Annotated in this window: 18 protein-coding genes; 9 read left to right on the forward strand and 9 right to left on the reverse strand. The window is 68.3% G+C overall.

Going from position 1 to position 17,158, the window contains the following annotated elements; all coding sequences use genetic code 11:
* Nucleotides 1–15: 15 nt before the first annotated feature.
* On the reverse strand, nucleotides 16–2,046 hold the full coding sequence (locus tag ABD210_RS12125; protein ID WP_344111221.1) for an AfsR/SARP family transcriptional regulator: 2,031 nt from the start codon (nucleotides 2,044–2,046) through the stop codon (nucleotides 16–18).
* A gap of 66 nt (nucleotides 2,047–2,112) precedes the next feature.
* Here ABD210_RS12125 and ABD210_RS12130 point away from each other — a divergent pair, with 66 nt between their 5' ends.
* From ABD210_RS12130 to ABD210_RS12140, 3 genes are read left to right on the forward strand one after another with little or no spacing between them, the layout of a single operon-like run.
* Complete coding sequence (locus ABD210_RS12130) at nucleotides 2,113–2,991, forward strand: alpha/beta fold hydrolase (RefSeq protein WP_344111222.1); 879 nt, start codon at nucleotides 2,113–2,115, stop codon at nucleotides 2,989–2,991.
* A 12-nt stretch (nucleotides 2,992–3,003) separates the two neighbouring features.
* A complete protein-coding gene (locus ABD210_RS12135) occupies nucleotides 3,004–3,282 on the forward strand; it encodes a hypothetical protein (protein ID WP_344111223.1) in 279 nt (92 codons plus the stop codon).
* 22 nt (nucleotides 3,283–3,304) lie between these two features.
* Nucleotides 3,305–3,742, forward strand: a complete 438-nt coding sequence (locus ABD210_RS12140; RefSeq protein ID WP_344111224.1) for a hypothetical protein — start codon at nucleotides 3,305–3,307, stop codon at nucleotides 3,740–3,742.
* 191 nt (nucleotides 3,743–3,933) lie between these two features.
* Here ABD210_RS12140 and ABD210_RS12145 read toward each other — a convergent pair whose 3' ends face one another.
* Together ABD210_RS12145 and ABD210_RS12150 are read right to left on the reverse strand one after the other, a co-directional pair.
* Complete coding sequence (locus tag ABD210_RS12145; protein ID WP_344111225.1) at nucleotides 3,934–5,190, reverse strand: RNA polymerase sigma factor; 1,257 nt, start codon at nucleotides 5,188–5,190, stop codon at nucleotides 3,934–3,936.
* 1 nt (nucleotide 5,191) lies between these two features.
* Entirely contained in the window at nucleotides 5,192–5,560 is a 369-nt protein-coding gene (locus tag ABD210_RS12150; protein WP_344111226.1) for a YciI family protein, read from the reverse strand.
* A 181-nt stretch (nucleotides 5,561–5,741) separates the two neighbouring features.
* Here ABD210_RS12150 and ABD210_RS12155 point away from each other — a divergent pair, with 181 nt between their 5' ends.
* Genes ABD210_RS12155 through ABD210_RS12165 form a run of 3 tightly spaced genes read left to right on the forward strand, consistent with a single transcriptional unit; the run spans nucleotide 5,742 to nucleotide 7,099 of the window.
* On the forward strand, nucleotides 5,742–6,296 hold the full coding sequence (locus ABD210_RS12155; protein ID WP_344111227.1) for a cysteine hydrolase family protein: 555 nt from the start codon (nucleotides 5,742–5,744) through the stop codon (nucleotides 6,294–6,296).
* A gap of 37 nt (nucleotides 6,297–6,333) precedes the next feature.
* A complete protein-coding gene (locus tag ABD210_RS12160) occupies nucleotides 6,334–6,990 on the forward strand; it encodes an LLM class flavin-dependent oxidoreductase (protein WP_344111228.1) in 657 nt (218 codons plus the stop codon).
* Nucleotides 6,974–7,099 carry a hypothetical protein gene (locus ABD210_RS12165; RefSeq protein ID WP_344111230.1) on the forward strand — a complete coding sequence of 42 codons (126 nt, stop codon included), beginning with the start codon at nucleotides 6,974–6,976 and terminating at the stop codon, nucleotides 7,097–7,099. The genes ABD210_RS12160 and ABD210_RS12165 overlap by 17 nt, the downstream gene beginning before the upstream one ends.
* A 175-nt stretch (nucleotides 7,100–7,274) precedes the next feature.
* Here ABD210_RS12165 and ABD210_RS12170 read toward each other — a convergent pair whose 3' ends face one another.
* Both ABD210_RS12170 and ABD210_RS12175 read right to left on the reverse strand, forming a co-directional pair.
* Nucleotides 7,275–7,490, reverse strand: coding sequence for a helix-turn-helix domain-containing protein (locus tag ABD210_RS12170; RefSeq protein WP_012923942.1), 216 nt, complete (start codon nucleotides 7,488–7,490; stop codon nucleotides 7,275–7,277).
* A gap of 118 nt (nucleotides 7,491–7,608) precedes the next feature.
* Entirely contained in the window at nucleotides 7,609–8,784 is a 1,176-nt protein-coding gene (locus ABD210_RS12175; RefSeq protein ID WP_344111231.1) for an acetoin utilization protein AcuC, read from the reverse strand.
* 156 nt (nucleotides 8,785–8,940) lie between these two features.
* Between ABD210_RS12175 and ABD210_RS12180 the strand changes: the two genes are divergently transcribed.
* The gene (locus ABD210_RS12180) at nucleotides 8,941–9,327 is read left to right on the forward strand and encodes a PPOX class F420-dependent oxidoreductase (RefSeq protein WP_344111232.1); all 387 of its coding nucleotides are present in this window, start codon (nucleotides 8,941–8,943) and stop codon (nucleotides 9,325–9,327) included.
* Here the strand turns inward: ABD210_RS12180 and ABD210_RS12185 are convergent.
* Entirely contained in the window at nucleotides 9,322–9,816 is a 495-nt protein-coding gene (locus ABD210_RS12185) for a GNAT family N-acetyltransferase (protein ID WP_344111233.1), read from the reverse strand. The two genes, ABD210_RS12180 and ABD210_RS12185, sit on opposite strands and share 6 nt — an antisense overlap.
* 1,427 nt (nucleotides 9,817–11,243) lie before the next feature.
* Between ABD210_RS12185 and trpS the strand changes: the two genes are divergently transcribed.
* Both trpS and ABD210_RS12195 read left to right on the forward strand, forming a co-directional pair.
* Nucleotides 11,244–12,212, forward strand: a complete 969-nt coding sequence (gene trpS, locus ABD210_RS12190; RefSeq protein WP_344111234.1) for a tryptophan--tRNA ligase — start codon at nucleotides 11,244–11,246, stop codon at nucleotides 12,210–12,212.
* Nucleotides 12,209–12,967 carry an endonuclease/exonuclease/phosphatase family protein gene (locus ABD210_RS12195; RefSeq protein ID WP_344111235.1) on the forward strand — a complete coding sequence of 253 codons (759 nt, stop codon included), beginning with the start codon at nucleotides 12,209–12,211 and terminating at the stop codon, nucleotides 12,965–12,967. The genes trpS and ABD210_RS12195 overlap by 4 nt, the downstream gene beginning before the upstream one ends.
* Nucleotides 12,968–12,986: 19 nt before the next feature.
* Here the strand turns inward: ABD210_RS12195 and ABD210_RS12200 are convergent, their stop codons facing one another.
* From ABD210_RS12200 to ABD210_RS12210, 3 genes are all read right to left on the reverse strand, one after another.
* Entirely contained in the window at nucleotides 12,987–13,892 is a 906-nt protein-coding gene (locus ABD210_RS12200; RefSeq protein ID WP_344111236.1) for a TIGR03560 family F420-dependent LLM class oxidoreductase, read from the reverse strand.
* A gap of 67 nt (nucleotides 13,893–13,959) precedes the next feature.
* The gene (locus ABD210_RS12205) at nucleotides 13,960–16,329 is read right to left on the reverse strand and encodes a glycoside hydrolase family 65 protein (protein ID WP_344111237.1); all 2,370 of its coding nucleotides are present in this window, start codon (nucleotides 16,327–16,329) and stop codon (nucleotides 13,960–13,962) included.
* Nucleotides 16,329–17,120 carry a beta-phosphoglucomutase family hydrolase gene (locus ABD210_RS12210; protein ID WP_344111239.1) on the reverse strand — a complete coding sequence of 264 codons (792 nt, stop codon included), beginning with the start codon at nucleotides 17,118–17,120 and terminating at the stop codon, nucleotides 16,329–16,331. The genes ABD210_RS12205 and ABD210_RS12210 overlap by 1 nt, the downstream gene beginning before the upstream one ends.
* Between the last annotated feature and the right edge of the window lie 38 nt (nucleotides 17,121–17,158).

Raw genomic sequence — 17,158 nt, forward strand, 5'->3', positions numbered from 1 at the left:
CGAAGGCGCGGCGCGCTATCCCTGGTTGGAGGCGCCCGAGCCGTTCGCCGAGACCATCCGCAGTTTCCTGAGGTAGTCCGAGACCGGGCCGAAGGTGAGGAGGCCGCTACCGGCGCCGGCTAGTTCGGCTGCGGCGGGCGCTAGTTCCTGGTAGGCGCGCCGCATCGCGTCCTGGTCGTCGAGGGCGATGGCTGCCTGTGCGATAAGGCACCACATTGCTTCGTACAACAGGTCGCGGGGTGGTTCCGGTACCTTGCGCAAGGCTGCTGCGGCGTCAGCGCGGCGGTCCTGGGCCAATAACGCCAGCGGTCTGACCCACGGCTCATACGGTCCCCAGTCAAGACCTTCGTCCGGATGAACGTTGCCTGCGGCAAGCAATGCCAGCGGTAAGAGTCCGCCCTCGAGCCCGGGCATGCCGGCGCCGTCCAACCGTGCGGCCGCGTCACGGTAGGCCGCTTCCACCTCGGCTGCCGAGGCCTGACCACCCGCGGCAAGGCGGAGTGCGCGGTACCACTGGGTGAAGACTCCGACCAGCGGCAGTTCGTGGCGTTCGGCCAGGCGGTCTACAGCACTTGCCTGCTCATCGGCTCCAGCGAAGTCGGCAAGCGCGCTGCGGGCTTGGATGCGAACGAGATGACCTAGAACCTCATACGTCACCAAGCCATGCCGTGCCGATACAGCGATGAGCTCCGCGCCGATGTCGTCCCTTTTCGACGCTAGGCCGGCGCGGTGAAAGCTCTGCATGAACAGGCCGTTCAGGGCGAACACCAGCACAGCCGGGTCATCCAGCCGCCGGGCGATCTGCTCAGCTTCCCGTGCCGCCTCAGGTCCACGCGATCCGTGGGTGCCGCGCGACTCCAGGGCGATCGTGGCCAACAACCTGGCCCGCGCGGCCTCCTGCTCGGCGGGGAGAGCAGTCAATGCGCGCTCGGCTGCTTGGACGATCGCGGCCGCGTGCTGCTCGTCGTCCGATCGCGTCCAAATCGCCGGTACGTCGTACGCGCCGATCACGCGAGCTGTCAGCTCCGGGTCGCCCAGTTCCTCGGCGGCAGCGGTCGCAGCGATCCGGTGCTCCCGAGCCGCCTGCAGCCCGCCTCCCCCGGTCACCGCAAGATTGCGCAGCAACCCCACCGTCGACTCCAGCCGCGCCCGCGCTCCTGTCGCCACCGTCCGGTCGTACGCCGCGGCTGCCGCTTCCCACACCCTCCCCGCCGCATCCGTATTACGAACGCTCGGCTGCAGGTGGTCCGCCTGGTTGAGGATGTCCGTTTCCAGGTGGCGGAGGCCTGGCCCGGGATCCACCCCGAGTTGCTCGACAAGCAACGTCCGCGCGCGCCGTAGTACGGCAAGAGCGTCGCCCTGGCGGCCGGCGCGGTACAACGCGAGCGCAAGCAGACGCCAGGCGTCCTCGCGCCAAGGGTGCTCGGTAACGTGCGCGTCCAGGTCAGGGACGGCCTCGGCGGCAAGGCCGAGCGACAGCCGAGCGACAGCCACCTGCTCGATCGCCTGCAGGCGCAACTCCGCCAGGCGGGAGCGTTCCGCGAGAGCCCAGGAGGCGTCGGCGAACCCGGCATACGCTGATCCACGCCACCACCCGAGCGCCTCCTGCAGCCGGGTGAGCGCCTCCTCGGGGGCGAGGGTCGCGGCCGCGGCCACCACTTGCTCGAACCGCCAGGCATCCACAGAATCAGGTTCCGCGCGCAAGGCATAGCCGGGTCCCTCAGTCACGAGCAGCTTGGCCGGAGTACGCGCTGGACGCTGTGGCTCCACCGCCCGCCGCAACGACGCCACGAACGTGCGCACCGCACTCAGGGCACCGGGAGGCGGATCCAACCACAGGTCGTCGACCAGCCGATTCACCGGTACGACGCGGCCGCGGGCGACAACCAGCCGGGCCAGTACCGCGCGATGCCGGGGTCCCTTCAAGGCGATCGCGTCGCCGGCATCATCCCAGGCCACCACCGGCCCCAGCACCCCGAAAACCACCTGCACCCGTCCGACCAACCTTTCCGGGCATCGCCTGCCGCCACGGTAACTCGTGCTCATCGGTTGCTCATCGGCGCCGGGCAGGCTTCGTAGTACCAACTCATCGACAGGAAGCAGCGGAAGACCATGACGACTGACCTCGCTGGCTTCGACTACCGACGTGTCCAGGTGGCCGAAGGGGTGTCTCTCACCGCGGCGGTCGCGGGCTCCGGGAGCCCGATCGTGCTGCTCCACGGCTTCCCGCAGACCCACCTGATGTGGCGGCACGTCGCCGCCGATCTCGTTGCGGACCACACCGTGATCTGCCCCGACCTGCGCGGCTACGGCGCTAGCGACAAGCCCGCGGAGACCGACGGCAGCACCTACTCGAAGCGCACGATGGCGGCCGACGTCGTCGCTCTGGGTCGCGCGCTCGGACACGAGACCTTTGCGTTGGCGGGCCACGACCGCGGGGCGCTCGTCGCCTTCCGGGCCGGACTGGACCATCCCGGCACGATCACCCACCTGGCCTGCCTCGATGTGCTGCCCACCTTGGATATGTGGAACGCTATGCAGGGGCTCAAGGCCGCGGTCGCCTTCCACCTCTACTTGATGGCACAGCCCGTCGGCCTTCCCGAGCAGCTGATCGCAGCAAGCCCGGATGCCTTCTTCGGCTACTTCCTGGATCTCTGGGCAAACGATCCGGAGTCGATCCCCGCGGACATCCGCTCGGCGTATCTGGAGGCCTGCCGCAACGCGGTGCCGTCGATCGTTGCCGACTATCGTGCTTCCGCGGGTATCGACGTCGACCACGACCAGGTGGACCTTGCCGCTGGCAACCAACTCCGCATGCCGGTCACCGTGATCCAGCAGGACTGGGGCCGCGCGCTGGGGTTCGACGCGGCTGCCTTGTGGGGCGCCTGGGCTCCGGACCTGTGTCACCTCACCGTCACCTCCGGTCACTTCATGGCCGAGGAAGCCCCCACGGACATCAGCAAGGCTCTCCGCGACCTGCTGACCCGCTAACCACCGGAGACGATGCTGAACCGCTGGGTGCCGATCGGCGACGACCTTCACGCGCTGCTGAGCATGCGCTACGAAGGCGGCGACCCGACCAAGCCGTTCGTCGACGCCACTGGGTTGAGCCGACCGCTGCGAGCCGGCGATCTCCCGGACCTGGCTGCTGCGGCTCGCGAGGTGTTCGGGCTACACCAGCCGCGCTATCTGCGTTTGTGGAGCGCGGAACCGGTCGGATGGATTCCGGGTTTCCGATCGGCGGTTCCTGGCCGCGCCGATCGAACTCCTGCAGCCGCGTGACGTACCCCGTGGGCTCGCGCTTGTGCAGGCGCGGAATCTGGAGCACTACGGCGACGCGGAGCGCGCGTATGCTGCAGTCGATTCCGAGCACCCATCGCACGTGGAGCAGGCTGCTCTGCAAAGTCGCGCTGACCTCGAGGAGTCAGTGGAGGCCGGTCTGGTGTTCGACGTCACGGTCGACGGAACCTGGGCCGGGTATGCCGCCGCGCTCGCCGCGGGCCAGGACAGCCTCGGCCTGCCGGCGTACGTCGTACAGGACCTCATCCTCTCGCCGGAGTTCCGGGATCGGGCCTACGGGCCGCATCTCAGCACCCTCCTGGCCCAGGCGCTCCCCGATCCCTCGCGCATCCTCATCGGCACCATCCACGCCGACAACCGAGGCGCCATCCAGTCCGCCACCCGAGCCGGTCGCAAGGACGTCGGCGGCTGGCTCCAGTATCAGTTCACGGAGCTCCGCTAGCGGAGCCGGCCAACTGGAGTCATCGGATCAGACGAGCCGGCATCTTTTTTGTGGGTCAGGTGTCGGTGGGGCGTTGACTTTCGGCGGGCAGGAGCGGAGTGGCCAGCGACCACGCTGTTGCCTGGTTCTCGAGGGGAAACGTGATCAGCAGGTAGTCGCTCATGGCAACGACCCTAAGCCGCACAAGGGCCTCAAAGACCCGGGTTCGGGTTGCGCAGGTCGTCCAGTCGGCGGGTGAGGTAGTCGGCTTCCACTGTGTTGCCGGTGAAGGTGATCGCTTCCTCGTAGGCGGCGATCGCCTCCTGTCGACGGCCGGTACGGCGGAGCAGGTCCGCGTGGGTGGCGGCTAGGTAGGGATAGGTGGAGAGGGCCGGGTCGTCGGAGAGTGCGCGGATCACGTCCAGAGCGGCCTCCGGGCTGTCGGCGTAGCTGAGGGCGACTGCGCGGTTGAGGGCGACCACCGGAGACGGCCAGCGCGCGAGCAAGAGGTCATACAGGCCGAGGATCTCCTCCCAGTCGGTGTCCTCCCATCGCTTGGCCTCCGCGTGGACCGCGCCGATGGCAGCCAGCAGCCCGAACCGCCCGACTGGCGGCCCCTCGAGTGCTGCGTGAACCAGCGCGAGTCCCTCGGCGATCAACTCGCCGTCCCACAGCGCGCGATCCTGCTTCCGCATCACCGCCAGCTGTCCACCCTCGTCGACCCGGGCTGCCTCGCGTGCCTGTGTCAGCAACAGCAGCCCGAGGAGAGCAGTCGCCTCACCGCTGTCCGGGAGCAGCAACTGAACCATCCGGGCCAGGTCGATACCGCGCCGAGCCAGATCAGGCCGGGTCAACTGGTCACCGAACTTGGCCGTGTGACCGACGGAGTACACCAGATGTACGACGTCGAGTACGGCGGTGATCCGCTCAGGGAGTTCGGTCACCCGAGGAACGCGGTACGGGATGCGGGTCTCGGCGATCTTGTGCTTCGCCCGGGTGATCCGCGCCTGCATGGTGGCTTCCTTGACCAAGAAGGCCTTGGCGATCTCAGCCGAGGAGAGCCCGCAGACCAGCTTGAGCGTGAGAGCCACTTGCGCCTCCTGAGCGAGGGCTGGGTGGCAGCACGTGAAGACCAGCCGAAGCCGGTCATCCGGGAACACGCCGCCGGCAACCTCGTCGCTGTCCGCCGGGTCCGGCACAAGGAGAGGGAGTTTGCGCTCCAGCACCGCTGCGCGCCGCCGCTGCTCGAGAGCTCGGCGGGTGGCGACGGTGGTCAGCCACGCCCCGGGACGTCGAGGGATGCCGCGAGCACGCCAGTGCACCAGGGCCTGCGCGTAGGCGTCCTGCACACAGTCCTCGGCCAGGTCCAGATCGGCCGCGACCCGTGCGGTGGCCGCCAGGACGTAGGCCCACTCTTCGTCGTGAGCCCGTGCGATCGCCCCGGCGACCTCCGCAACTGTCGGGACCATCTCAGTTGATGATCGGCCGTACTTCGACCCCGCCCATTGGTGCGGGTACCTGCTTGGCAATCGCCAGCGCTTCGTCCAGATCGGCAGCCTCGATGATGTAGAAGCCGCCGATGACCTCCTTGGTCTCGGCGAAGGTTCCGTCGGTCACCACGAAGCTCCCGTTCCCGTCCGATCGAACGGACGTGGCTGTGCCGCTCTCGCCGAGCTGGGCACCACCGCGCAGGGCCGCCCCGTTGGCTTGCACGAACGCCTCGTGTCGCCGGTGGTTCGCCTCCGTCACCGAAGCATCAGCCTCGGCCCACTTCGCCTCGTTGTCGTAGATCATCACCAGGTACTTCCCCACTGGTGCCACCTCTCCATCGATACGCATGGAACCGCTTCCCGGCCCCACTGCTACTACACCGATGCTCAAGACCCTCCCAGATCGACAGCCCGCGCCCGGTGATTTCCCACGGCGTGCGCCTGCAGCCGGGTCAGCAGGAGTTGTCGGTGGGTCGGTCTACCGTGTTCCAGGTGGCAGGAGTCCCGTCCGATCAGTAGAGGAAATCGTCATGAGCACGCTGTCAGATCGACCCAACACTGCCTTGATGGTGATCGATGTCCAGAAGGGGGTGGTAACCGGCACGCACGAGCGTGACGTGGTGGTGGCGAATATCAGCTCGCTCGTCGACCAGGCTCGTGAGGAAGGCGTCCCGATCGTCTGGGTGCAGCACTCCTCCGAGCAGCTGCCGAAGGGCAGCGACAGCTGGGAGTACGTCCCGGAGTTGGTGCGCGAGGAGGCGGAGCCGTTGGTGCACAAGACCTTTGCCGACTCGTTCGAGGACACCGACCTGGAGGACGTGCTGGCCGCGGGCGGCATCGGACGCCTGGTCGTGACCGGGGCGCAGACCGATGAATGCATCCGATCGACGATCCACGGCGCCTTCGTCCGGGGGTACGACGTGACGCTCGTCGGCGACGCGCACACGACCGAGGACCAGACCGAATGGGGCGCACCCCCACCGGACAAGGTCATCGCCCACACCAACCTCTACTGGCAGTACCACACGGCCCCCGGTCGGACCGCCGCAGTCACTGAGACCAAGGACGTCACCTTCGGCAACTGACCCCGAGCTCGACGGCCGGATCGGTCGACAATCACCCTTGCGGAGACTTTGGTTCGAGGGGTGGACCTTGCTGGCGGCCTTGGCGGCGCGGACCACCAGGCTGCGGCTGGGGTTGCTGGTGACGAGCAATCGCATCAGGCCGCCTGCCGTGCTGGCGAAGATCGCCGCCACCGTGGATGTGATCTCCAACGGACGTCTCGTGGTCGGCCTCGGTGTGGGCGGGACCCATCAACCGAGTGGCGCGGGCGGCATCGCGGGGCCGAACCCTGCGATTGCCGAGTACGCCGCGTATGGGCTCGAACTGGTTCCGCAGGCCGAGGGGATCGCACGGCTCGATGAAGCGTGCCGAATGCTCCGCAGGCTGTGGACCGAAGAGGTCGTCGACTTCGACGGCAAGTACTACCAGCTCGAGCAGCCATACTGCGCACCAAAGCCCGTCCAGCAGCCGGGACCTCCTCTACTCCTTGGTGGTTGGGGCCCTAAGACCCTGCGGGTTGTGGCAGAACATGCGGACAGCTGGAACATCCCGGGCCCGCCCCACAACGACATCAGCACCATCGCGGAGCGCAGCAAGATCCTCGACGAGCACTGCCGCGATCGGCCGGGACCCGGCGGAGATCACCCGCTCGGTGCAAACCCACGCATTTACGGACGACCCGCAGCGGACTCGCAGTACGGTGCTCGAACTGCATGACATCGGCGTCGACCACGTCGTACTCAACCTGATGAAGCCATTCCGCAAAGGCCTCGCAACCTGGGCCGCGGCGGAAATCATCGACCCGGTCAACGCACAGCTCAACTGACCAGCGGGGGGCCTTTGGAACGACAGGTGAGGCGTCTACGTCTGAAGCGCGTGCGTCAGTCGTCCCGCGTCAAACCATTCCGGCTGAGGAGTCAGCGGCTGAGGCAGGAGCGGGATTGGAGGTACAGCGAAGCGGCCGGTTCCCATGGGAGTCCGGCCGCTTGCGCTTCTCGTGGTTATCCGGCCTGGAAGAAGGCGCCTTTGAGGTAGTCGTGCACGGCGTCCTCAGACACCCGGAACGATCGACCCACCCGCACCGCGGGCAGTTCTCCGGAGTGCACCAACCGGTACACCGTCATCTTGGACACGCGCATGGCCGTGGCGACCTCAGCCACGGTCAGGAACTTCACCTCGGCGAGCGGCTGCTCACCACCGGACTTCTTTGATGCCATTGCGCACCGCACTTCCAGCACGAGTCGTGCGCCGGCTTCCCCTCCGGCACCTCCGCCCGTGCATGGACCGAGCGTAGTGGCTGTTGGTGCGAATGGGAAAGAGGGTGTCTCGTGTGACTCAGTAGGTCGGGTCCAGACCGAGCAGCGGGAAGCTGATGTCGCGGGTCGCCTTGATCGAACGATCGAGCCAGGTGTCCGGGTTGTAGCCGCTCGACCAGTCGGTGTACGCCGCATCCCGGCCGTCCGTCATCCGCAACGGAGCGACGCGCGCGAACCGGATCCGGACGTCCTCGCGCCACGACTCGGGCACCGGCGTCGCCGGGTCGATCGGGTGCCCGGCCACGATCGCGAGCAGGTGCGTCCAGGCGCGCGGAACCACGTCGATGATCGCGTAGCCGCCACCCCCGGTCGCGACCCACTTGCCGTCGCAGACCTCGTGAGCCAGGTCATGCAGCGCGAGGTACGCCGCGCGCTGCCCGTCGACGGATTTCGTCAGATGGGCCAGCGGGTCCTCCACATGGGAGTCACAGCCGTGTTGTGTCACCAATACGGACGGGCGGAACGCCTTCACCACATCCGGCACGATCGCGTGGAAAGCCCGGAGCCAACCCGCATCACCGGTCCCCGGCGGCAGCGGGATATTCACCGCCGTGCCTTCGGCGTGCGGACCACCCGTCTCGCCGGCGGACCCGGTCCCCGGGAACAACGTGGTGGGCGACTCGTGCAGGCTCACGGTCAGCACCCGCGGATCGTCATAGAGAACAGCCTGTACGCCGTCGCCGTGGTGCACGTCCACGTCGACATACGCGACGCGCTCCGCCCCGTGATCGAGGAGCCACTGGATCGCGATGGCCGGGTCGTTGTAGACGCAGAAACCGCTGGCCAGCGACGGCATCGCGTGGTGCAGCCCGCCCGCGATGTTCGCCGCGTGCAGGACATCGCCCTCCCACACGGCGCGTGCGGCCTCGACCGAGGCGCCGACCACATGCGCTGAAGCCTCGTGCATCTGGGGGAAGCAGTAGGTGTCGTCGGTGCCGAGGCCGTGCTCGAGGTCAGGCCGGTCCGGATTCAGGCCCGCTCGCTTGACCGCGGCGATGTATTCGGCGGTGTGGACGGTGCCGAGCAGCGCGTCGTCCGCGACCGGAGCGGGCACCACCTTCAGTTGGTCGAGCACGCCGAGAGCGCGGGCCAGCCGCACCGTCAGATCCACCCGGATCGGACTCATCGGATGCCCATGACCGAAGTCGTACGCCGTCAGACCCTCGTCGAAGACCAGCATCGCCTCACCGCTCATGCCCCGACCTTAGCCGTCGGCAGCAGCAGGCGTCTGCGGTCGTTTCATGCCCGCCCACCGGACCGGGCGGACCCGCCCGCGCGACCGGGACCGCGATCGGACCTCGTCTGGGCAGCTCCTTGACCTCAACCTGAGTTCAGGATGAACACTGCGAGCATGAGGATTTTCAACGACTCGGAGCTCGCTTTCCTGGCCCGGCAGAAGCTCGGCCGGCTGGCCACCAAGGCCCCCGACGGCACCTTGCAGAACAATCCCGTCGGCTACTTCATCAAGGACGGCTATGTCGACATCGGCGGCCACGTGATGGGGAACAGCCGGAAGTTCCACAACGTGCAGAAGGAACCGCAGGTCTCCCTGGTGATCGACGACCTCTCCACCGAGAAGGGCTGGTTCGTCCGCGGCATCGAGATCCGCGGCCGCGCCGAGGCCCTCGACGACGTGGATCCACCGGGGCCCGGCTACAGCCGGGAGATCATCCGGATCCACCCCGAGCGCATCCTCAGCTGGGGCCTCGACGAGAGCAGCAGGCGGAACGTGTCATAACCCCCGCGACATCAGAGTCAACGGCCGACTGGGGTCATGAAAGACCTCGACGCGACCGGTCGGGACGAACCCAGTCCGCCGGTAGAACGCGGCCGCGCGCGGAGCCGCGTCGTACACCCAGAGCAGCAGGCGCTCGTAGCCCTGCTCACGCGACCAATCCAGCAGCGCCCCGGTGAGAGCCTTCGCCACGCCGTGACCACGCGACTCCGGCTCCACCCACATCGCCAGCATCAGCGCTGCGCGGGGATCGCGCTCGTCCTCACTGGTCGGCGCACCGCTGACCATTCCCGCGGGACGATCATCCAGCTCTGCCAGGAGCGTGACACGATCCGTACTGGCCAGTCGCGAGCGCCAGTCGTCCTCCGTCAGGCCAACCGACTCCTGGTAGGTGCTGTAGAACGACTCGGGCGCGTCGAGCAGCGCACGAAGCCGGATCTCCCGCAGGGTCTTCCAGTCGTCCTCTGTCAACCTGCGCACTGTCACGGTCATGCGCCGATTGTCGCCCGACGCATGTAGCCAGTCACCTGAGTTTGCGCCGCGAACCACGTGGCCCCCGACTTTCCTCCTCGACCTGCCCTGGTGGCCCACTACCCGGCCCGACCCGCCGGCGCCGCCACGACTTCACCGAATCGACCCCGCCAGGGTGACCGCAGTACCCAGCTCGACCCGCCGGGATGACGGCACTACCCTCATCGGCCCGCCGGGACCGCCGCGACCTCCCATCTCGACCCGCCGGGGTGGCCCCACTACCCGACCCGACCCGCCGGGGTGGCCCCACTACCCGACCCGACCCGCCGGGGTGGCCCCACTACCCGACCCGACCCGCCGGGGTGGCCCCACTACCCGCCAGCGTGGCCCCACTACCCGGCCCGACCCGCCGGGGGTGGCGGCACTACCCGGCCCGACCCGCCGGGGGTGGCGGCACTACCCGGCCCGACCCGCCGGGGTGGCGGCACTACCCGGCCCGACCCGCCGGGGTGGTGGCACTACCCGGCCCGACCCGCCGAAATCACGCCGTCGGTACGGCGGGTCGAGCCGGGTAGTCGGCGGTCGTCGGCGGGTCGACGAGGGAAGTCAGGTGAAGGTCGGCGGGTCGAGCCGGGTAGTCGGGTTGTCGTCGGCGGGTCGAGGAGGGCGGAAGACGTGGTCAACGGCGGGCGGAGCCGAGCTGGGGTAGCCGCGCTCTCACCGCCCTGGGAGTTCGGTTTCGGGGCGGTGGGGACAGGTCGGTGAAATACACCGGTCGGGGCAGACCTGGGCATTGGCCCCGGCGGGATGTCGTACCGACGGACAGGTGGTTGTCGTCCGATGCGGTCACCGCGCGGGTGCTTCAGGCGGGGCGCCGAGCCTGGGCTGCGTAGGACTACCTGTCGGTCGGTACACCTAGCGGGCGACGGAGCCGCCGAGCCCTAAGTGGAATCAGCGCGGATACGAGCCTGGATGTCTAGTGGGCGCCACGCGTGGGACGCCCTCGTTCTTACGAGCGCGACGTAGAAGGGACGGCCGGGCACGGGTGCGTGGGTGGGAGCGACGTAGGAGCGGCGTGGGGCGTGCGTGGATGGGAGCGGCATAGGAGCGGCGAGGGCAGGCGCGTCGGTGGGAGCGACGTAGGAGCGGGCGTGGGGGGTGCGTGGGCGGAAGCGACGTAGGAGCGGCGAGGGCGGGCGCGCGGGCGGAAGCGACGTAGGAGCGGCGAGGGCGGGCGCGCGGGTGGGTGGGAGCGACCTGGGAGTGGCGTAGGCGAACTTCCGACGGGTATTCTCGTTCCGTGAACGGATCACGTCAGTTGACTTTGCAGCAGTGGTGGGCCGCCTGAAGGCGGACCCCCAGCGTTCACACGCATCCCAAGGCCGCCTCGCCGAGGCGGCCTTTTTGTATGCCCTTCTGCGAGGCGCACGACCTCGAAAGAAGGAATCATGACCTCGCTCTCAGGGATCACCCCGTCCGGCCGGCTCACGCTCGGCAACCACCTTGGCGCGTTGCGGCGGTTCACCGATCCGGACGGGTTCTACTTCGTCGCGAATCTGCATGCGATGACGACGAAGCACGATCCGCGCCGGCTGGTCTCGCTGACCCGCGAGATGGCCACGCTGATGCTTGCCGCCGGGCTTCCGCCCGGAACGGTGTTCGTTCAGTCGGACGTTCCCGCGCACGCGCAGCTCGCGTATCTGCTGGAGTGCACCTCGTACGTCGGGGAGCTGTCCAGGATGATCCAGTACAAGGAGAAGGGCCGGGGCAGACCGATGACCCGGGCCTCGCTGTTCACGTATCCCTGCCTGATGGCGGCGGACATCCTGCTCTACGGCACGGATTTGGTTCCCGTCGGCGGTGACCAGGACCAGCATGTCGAACTGGCCCGGGATGTCGCGATCCGGTTCAACCGCGAGTACGGCGAGACGTTCGTGGTGCCGCAGTTGCAGAAGGCGGCGTTGGCGATGCGGATCAAGGATCTGGCGAATCCGACCGCGAAGATGAGCAAGTCCGACGTGGACGACGCCGTGGGCACGATCCGTCTGCTGGATCCGCCGGACGTGATCCGCCGACAGATCATGCGGGCCGTGACGGACTCCGACGGGGAGGTTCGCCATGACGAGCAGGCGAAGCCTGGAGTCACCAATCTGCTGGAGATTCTGGCGTCATGCACTGATGGGGATCCAGTCGAGCTCGCGACGGCGTACTCGACATACGGGGCGTTGAAGACGGACGTTGCGGACGCGGTGCTGGCCGTGATCGAGCCGCTACAGAAGGAGTATGCGCGGCTGGCGTCCGACCCGGGCGGGGTGGACGCGATGCTCGCCGCGGGGCGGGATCGGGCGATCGAGGCGAGCCGGCCGCGACTCCAGGCTGCGGCCCGGGCGATGGGTTTGGCAGGATCGCTGGTGTGACTTTGCAGCTGCGCGTGGCAACGTTCAACATCCGGAACTCCTCGGCGCCGGACGGAGACGACTCGTGGCTGGTGCGGCGCGGGTCGACCGTCGCCGCGATCGAGGTGCTCGAGGCCGAGGTGGTCGGGCTGCAGGAGGTGCTCCCCGACCAGCTGGACTACCTGCGCGAGGCGTTCGCGGGCTGGCAGATCGTCGGTGCCGGACGGGATGACGGGGTTCACGAAGGGGAGCACTCGGTCGTCCTGGTCCGGCCCGGGGACTGGGAGGTGGAGTCGGACGAGACGCGCTGGCTCTCGCCGACGCCATCGGATGCAGGCTCGGTCGGGTGGGACGCGGACCTGACCAGGATCGCGACGCTCGTGCGGTTGCGGCACCTCGACGGAACCCGGGTCGGGGTGGCGAACACCCACTACGACCACGCCGGCGAGGTCGCTCGGGTCGAGTCGTCGCGGCTGCTCGCGCAGTGGATCGCGGCCGAGCCTTCGTTGCACTGGATCCTGATGGGCGACCTCAACGCCACCCCGGACTCGCCACCGCTCAAGGCGTTGACGAGCGCCGGCTTGCTGGACGCGGTACCGGCGACCGAGGGCGGCACCGAGCACGCCTTCACCGGCGCCACCGACCGGGACCGGATCGACCACATCCTGACCGACAGTTCCTGGAAGGTGATCGGGGCCGCGGTCGCGCACGATCGCCCGGGCGACCGGCTGCCGAGCGATCACTGGCCGGTCGCCGCCACACTCCAGCTCGCCTAGGCCGGACGTTTGAGCCTGCCTAGAGTTTGTTGAAGACTTCCTCGCGCAGCCGCTCGAGGGCGTCGAAGCGTCGGGTCCCGGAGCCGAGGTTGCCGTCGGGGACGAGGAATTCGTCGATGCCGGCCTCGGGGTAGCGGGCGACGGTGTCGAGCACCTCCTCGGCCGAGCCCATGATCACCGGCATGCGGCCGCTCGCCAGCAGCCGCGCCCGCGTCTCCTCGGCCTCGGTGTCACCCGGTACGACGATCGCGATCTGCGCCTGGCTGGATCGCCGGACGGTCTTCGGGTCGCGGCCGATCTTCTCGCAGTGCCGGGCGAACGCCTCGCCCTTCTGGACGGCGACCTCGGGCAGACCCCAGTGATTCCACTCGTCGGCGTACTTCGCGACGATTCCCAGCGCGACCTTCTCGCCGGACGCCCCGATCAGGATCGGCAGCTTCGCGGGCTTGGGCTCGAGCGGCGCGTCCTGGAGCTGGTAGTACTTGCCGTCGAAGGTGGTCCGCTCCTGGGTCAGCAGGCCCTTGAAGACCTGGCATGCCTCCTCGAAGCGGGCCAGCAGTTCGCGGACCGGGGGCAACTCGATCCCGTACGCCCGGTGCTCGTTCACCTGCCAGCCGGCGCCGATGCCGAGCACGAACCGGCCGCCGCTCATCTGGTCCAGCGTCGCCGCCTGGTTCGCCACCACCGCCGGATGCCGGTAGGTGTTGCCGAGCACCATCGATCCGATCCGCACCCGCTCGGTTTTCACCGCGAGCCCGGCCAGCAAGGCGAGACATTCGTTGATCGGCACTGAAAGGTCATCGCCGTTCAGCATGAAGTGATCGGCCATCCAGACGCCGAACCACCCGGTCCTTTCGGCGTACTCCGCGCCTTCCAGAACCTCCTGCCAACTCCGGCTCGCGTTAGGCCACAAGGAAAAGTCCATGATCCTGACCCTATGCAGCGGCCTCAGGCAGGTGCCAGCGATTGAAGGAATCCGCCAGACGAGTCCGTCACACCAGTCGGCTGTTGCCCAGCGCGGACATCGGCTCGCGGCCGGGCGGTTGGGTCGGCCGCGGCAGCAGCGGTGTTCGTTTCTCGATCAACCGGGTCACCGACGCGTCGGCTGTCACTGTGATGTCCTCGCCCGCGTGCCTCAGCGTGATGCTGGCGTCGGATCCGTCGTGAACGGTGTAGGTGACTTCCTGCTGGTTGATCTCGACCCGGAGCCGCACTCCCCGCCAGCGGATGGAGAAGGCCAGATCCGTCAGTCCATCCGGAAGGGCGGGGTCGAAGCTCAGTCCCCCTTCGCCGTCCCGCAGTCCCCCGAAGCCGGCCACCAATGCGATCCAGGCGCCCCCCAGGGAGGCCATGTGCAAGCCGTCGCCGGTGTTGTCGTGCAGGTTGCGTAGGTCGATCAGTGCCGCTTCATACGCATAGTCGTAGGCCAGATCCAGGTGACCGACCTCGGCCGCCATCACGGCTTGCACGCAGGCTGACAGGGACGAGTCGCGCACCGTCAGCCGCTCGTAGTAGTCGAAGTTGCGGGCCTTCTCCTCCGCAGTGAACGCGTTCCCACACCAGTAGGTGGCCAGCATCAGGTCGGCCTGTTTGACGACCTGCTTGCGATACAGGTCGAAGTACGGCGAGTGCAGCATCAGCGGGTACTTCCCGCGGGACCCCTCGAAGTCCCACTCGGCGTAGCCGGTGAAACCTTCGGACTGCGGATGGACCTTGAGCTCCTCGTCGTACGGGATGTGTACGGCTGTGGCGGCATCCCGCCAGGAGGCCTCCTCCTCCGCGTTCACCTCGAGGGCACGGGCCTTCACCGGCCAGCGGGCGGCGAATTCGGCCGCGGCGCGCAGGTTCCTCGCGGCCATCAGGTTGGTGAAGACGTTGTCGTCCGCGACCGCGCTGTACTCATCCGGTCCGGTGACGCCGGGCAGGTGCCAACGCCCGTGCCGGTCGTGGTGTCCCACCGACATCCAGAGCCGGGCGGTCTCGACCAGGAGTTCGAGGCCGACCTCGTCGATGAACCGGTCGTCGCCGGTTGCGGCGTGATAGCGCACCACCGCCGCGGCGATGTCGGCGTTGATGTGGACGGCTGCCGTACCGGCGGGCCAGTACCCCGAGCACTCCTGGCCGCGGATGGTCCGCCACGGGAAGGCCGCGCCTTTGAAGCCGAGCACCGCTGCCCGTTCCTTGGCCAGGCCCAGAATCGAATGCCGCCAACGCAGCGCGTCGGCCGCGGCGTCGGGCATCGTGTAGGTCAGCACGGGCAGCACGAAGCCCTCGGTGTCCCAGAAGGTGTGACCGTCATAGCCCGCCCCGGTCAGACCCTTCGACGGGATGGCTCTCCGCTCGGCTCGGGCACCCGCCTGCAGCACGTGGAACAGCGCGAACCGGACGGCCTGCTGCAGCTCCGGGTGGCCCAGGATCTCCACGTCCGCCGCGTCCCAGAAGTCGTCCAGGAAGATCCGCTGCTCCTCGAGGAGTCCGTCCCAACCGCAGAACTGCGCACCCGCCAGCGCTGCTGCGACCTGGTCGCCGATCGCGTTCTCGGAGCGCAGGCTCGACCACCCGTACGCCAGGTACTTCACCACACGCAGGCTCTCACCGGGCTTGAGATCGCAGATGACCGTGGTGCGGGCCCAGTCCTGCCGGGCTTCGACCCTCACATCACCGCGGCCCGGCTGCTCGACCACGTGCGTCATCCCGGCGGCCATCAGCTGTTCGCTCGACCTGGTCCGGTGGATCAGGACGACATCGTCCCGGCCGTGGTGATGCGACACCGGCTCCAGCGGTTGCTCGAGCACGGCCGCGACCCGGGGGTCTGCGGACAACTTCGGCTGGGTCTCGTTCGCGACCAGCTCCGACTGGAGGACCAACCGCGCGCTCTGGTCAACCGGCTCGACGACGTACTCGATGGCGGCGACGGCCCGCTGAGTCAGCGAGACGATCCGGCGGGATCGGACCTTGATCCGCTTGCCGCCCGGCGAGGTCCACTCCGCGTCACGCTGCAGGATGCCGGTGCGGAAGTCCAGCGACCGCTCGTGGGAGTGCAGATGGCCGTAGCGGACGTCGAAAGGCGAGTCGTCGATCATCAGCCGGATGAGCTTGCCGTTGGTGACGTCGACCAGGGTCTGTCCCGACTCCGGATACCCGTACCCGGCTTCGGCGTACGGGAGCGGGCGGCGTTCGTAGAAGGAGTTCAGGTAGGTGCCCGGGATCGCGAACGGCTCGCCTTCGTCGAGGTTGCCGCGCAGACCGATGTGGCCGTTCGAGAGGGCGAACAGCGACTCCGACTGAGCCAGTTTGTCGAGATCAAGCTCGGTCTCACGCAACTGCCACGGTTCGATCGGATGGTGGCCGCGGTCCATCATCAGGCCTCCCGCCCAGCATCGGCGTCGGCACCTTCACTGCCTGACCGGATGTCGCCTTCCAGCAGGTCGGCGAGGTCCTTCACCACGATGTCGGCACCGTGAGCACGGAGCTGCTCGGCCTGACCGACGCGGTCGACACCGACCACGAAGCCGAACCCACCGGCCCGCCCGGCCTCGACGCCGGCCAACGCGTCCTCGAACACCGCACACTCCGTCGGCGCGGCCCCGAATCGCTTCGCCGCCGCCAGAAACGTGTCGGGCGCGGGCTTTCCGCGCAACTGCTCGGCCTTGATCGTCAGCCCGTCCACCCGCTCCTCGACGTACTCCGCCAGACCGGTGACCTCCAGGACCTCCCGGGTATTCGCGCTGGACGACACCACCGCTCGCCGCAGGCCCGCCCGCTTCGCGGCCTCGAGGTATCGGCGGGACCCCTCGAACACCCGTACTCCGTCGGTGCGGATGCGGCGTAGTACGGCCTTGTTCTTGCGGTTTCCCAGACCGTTCACCGTCCAGGCAGTGGGCGGGTCGTCCGGTGATCCCTCGGGAAGCACGATGCCCCGCGAGGCGAGGAAGTCGCGGACCCCGTCGGCTCTCGGCTTGCCGTCGACGTAGGCGTCGTATTCAGCCCGGGCATCGAAGGGCACGAAGGGCTGGCCGTGTTGCTCCGCGTAGGCCCGGAGGAACTCGTCGAACATCTCTTTCCAGGCCGCCGCATGCACTGCAGCGGTGTCCGTCAGCACACCGTCCAGGTCGAACAGGCAGACCCGGATCTGCGGGGGCAGTCCCAGCATCGCTGACCCCTCCGATCGGGCACGGTTCCGGTGGCGGC

This window comes from Kribbella alba (assembly GCF_039529635.1).
Taxonomy (GTDB): Bacteria; Actinomycetota; Actinomycetes; order Propionibacteriales; family Kribbellaceae; genus Kribbella; species Kribbella alba.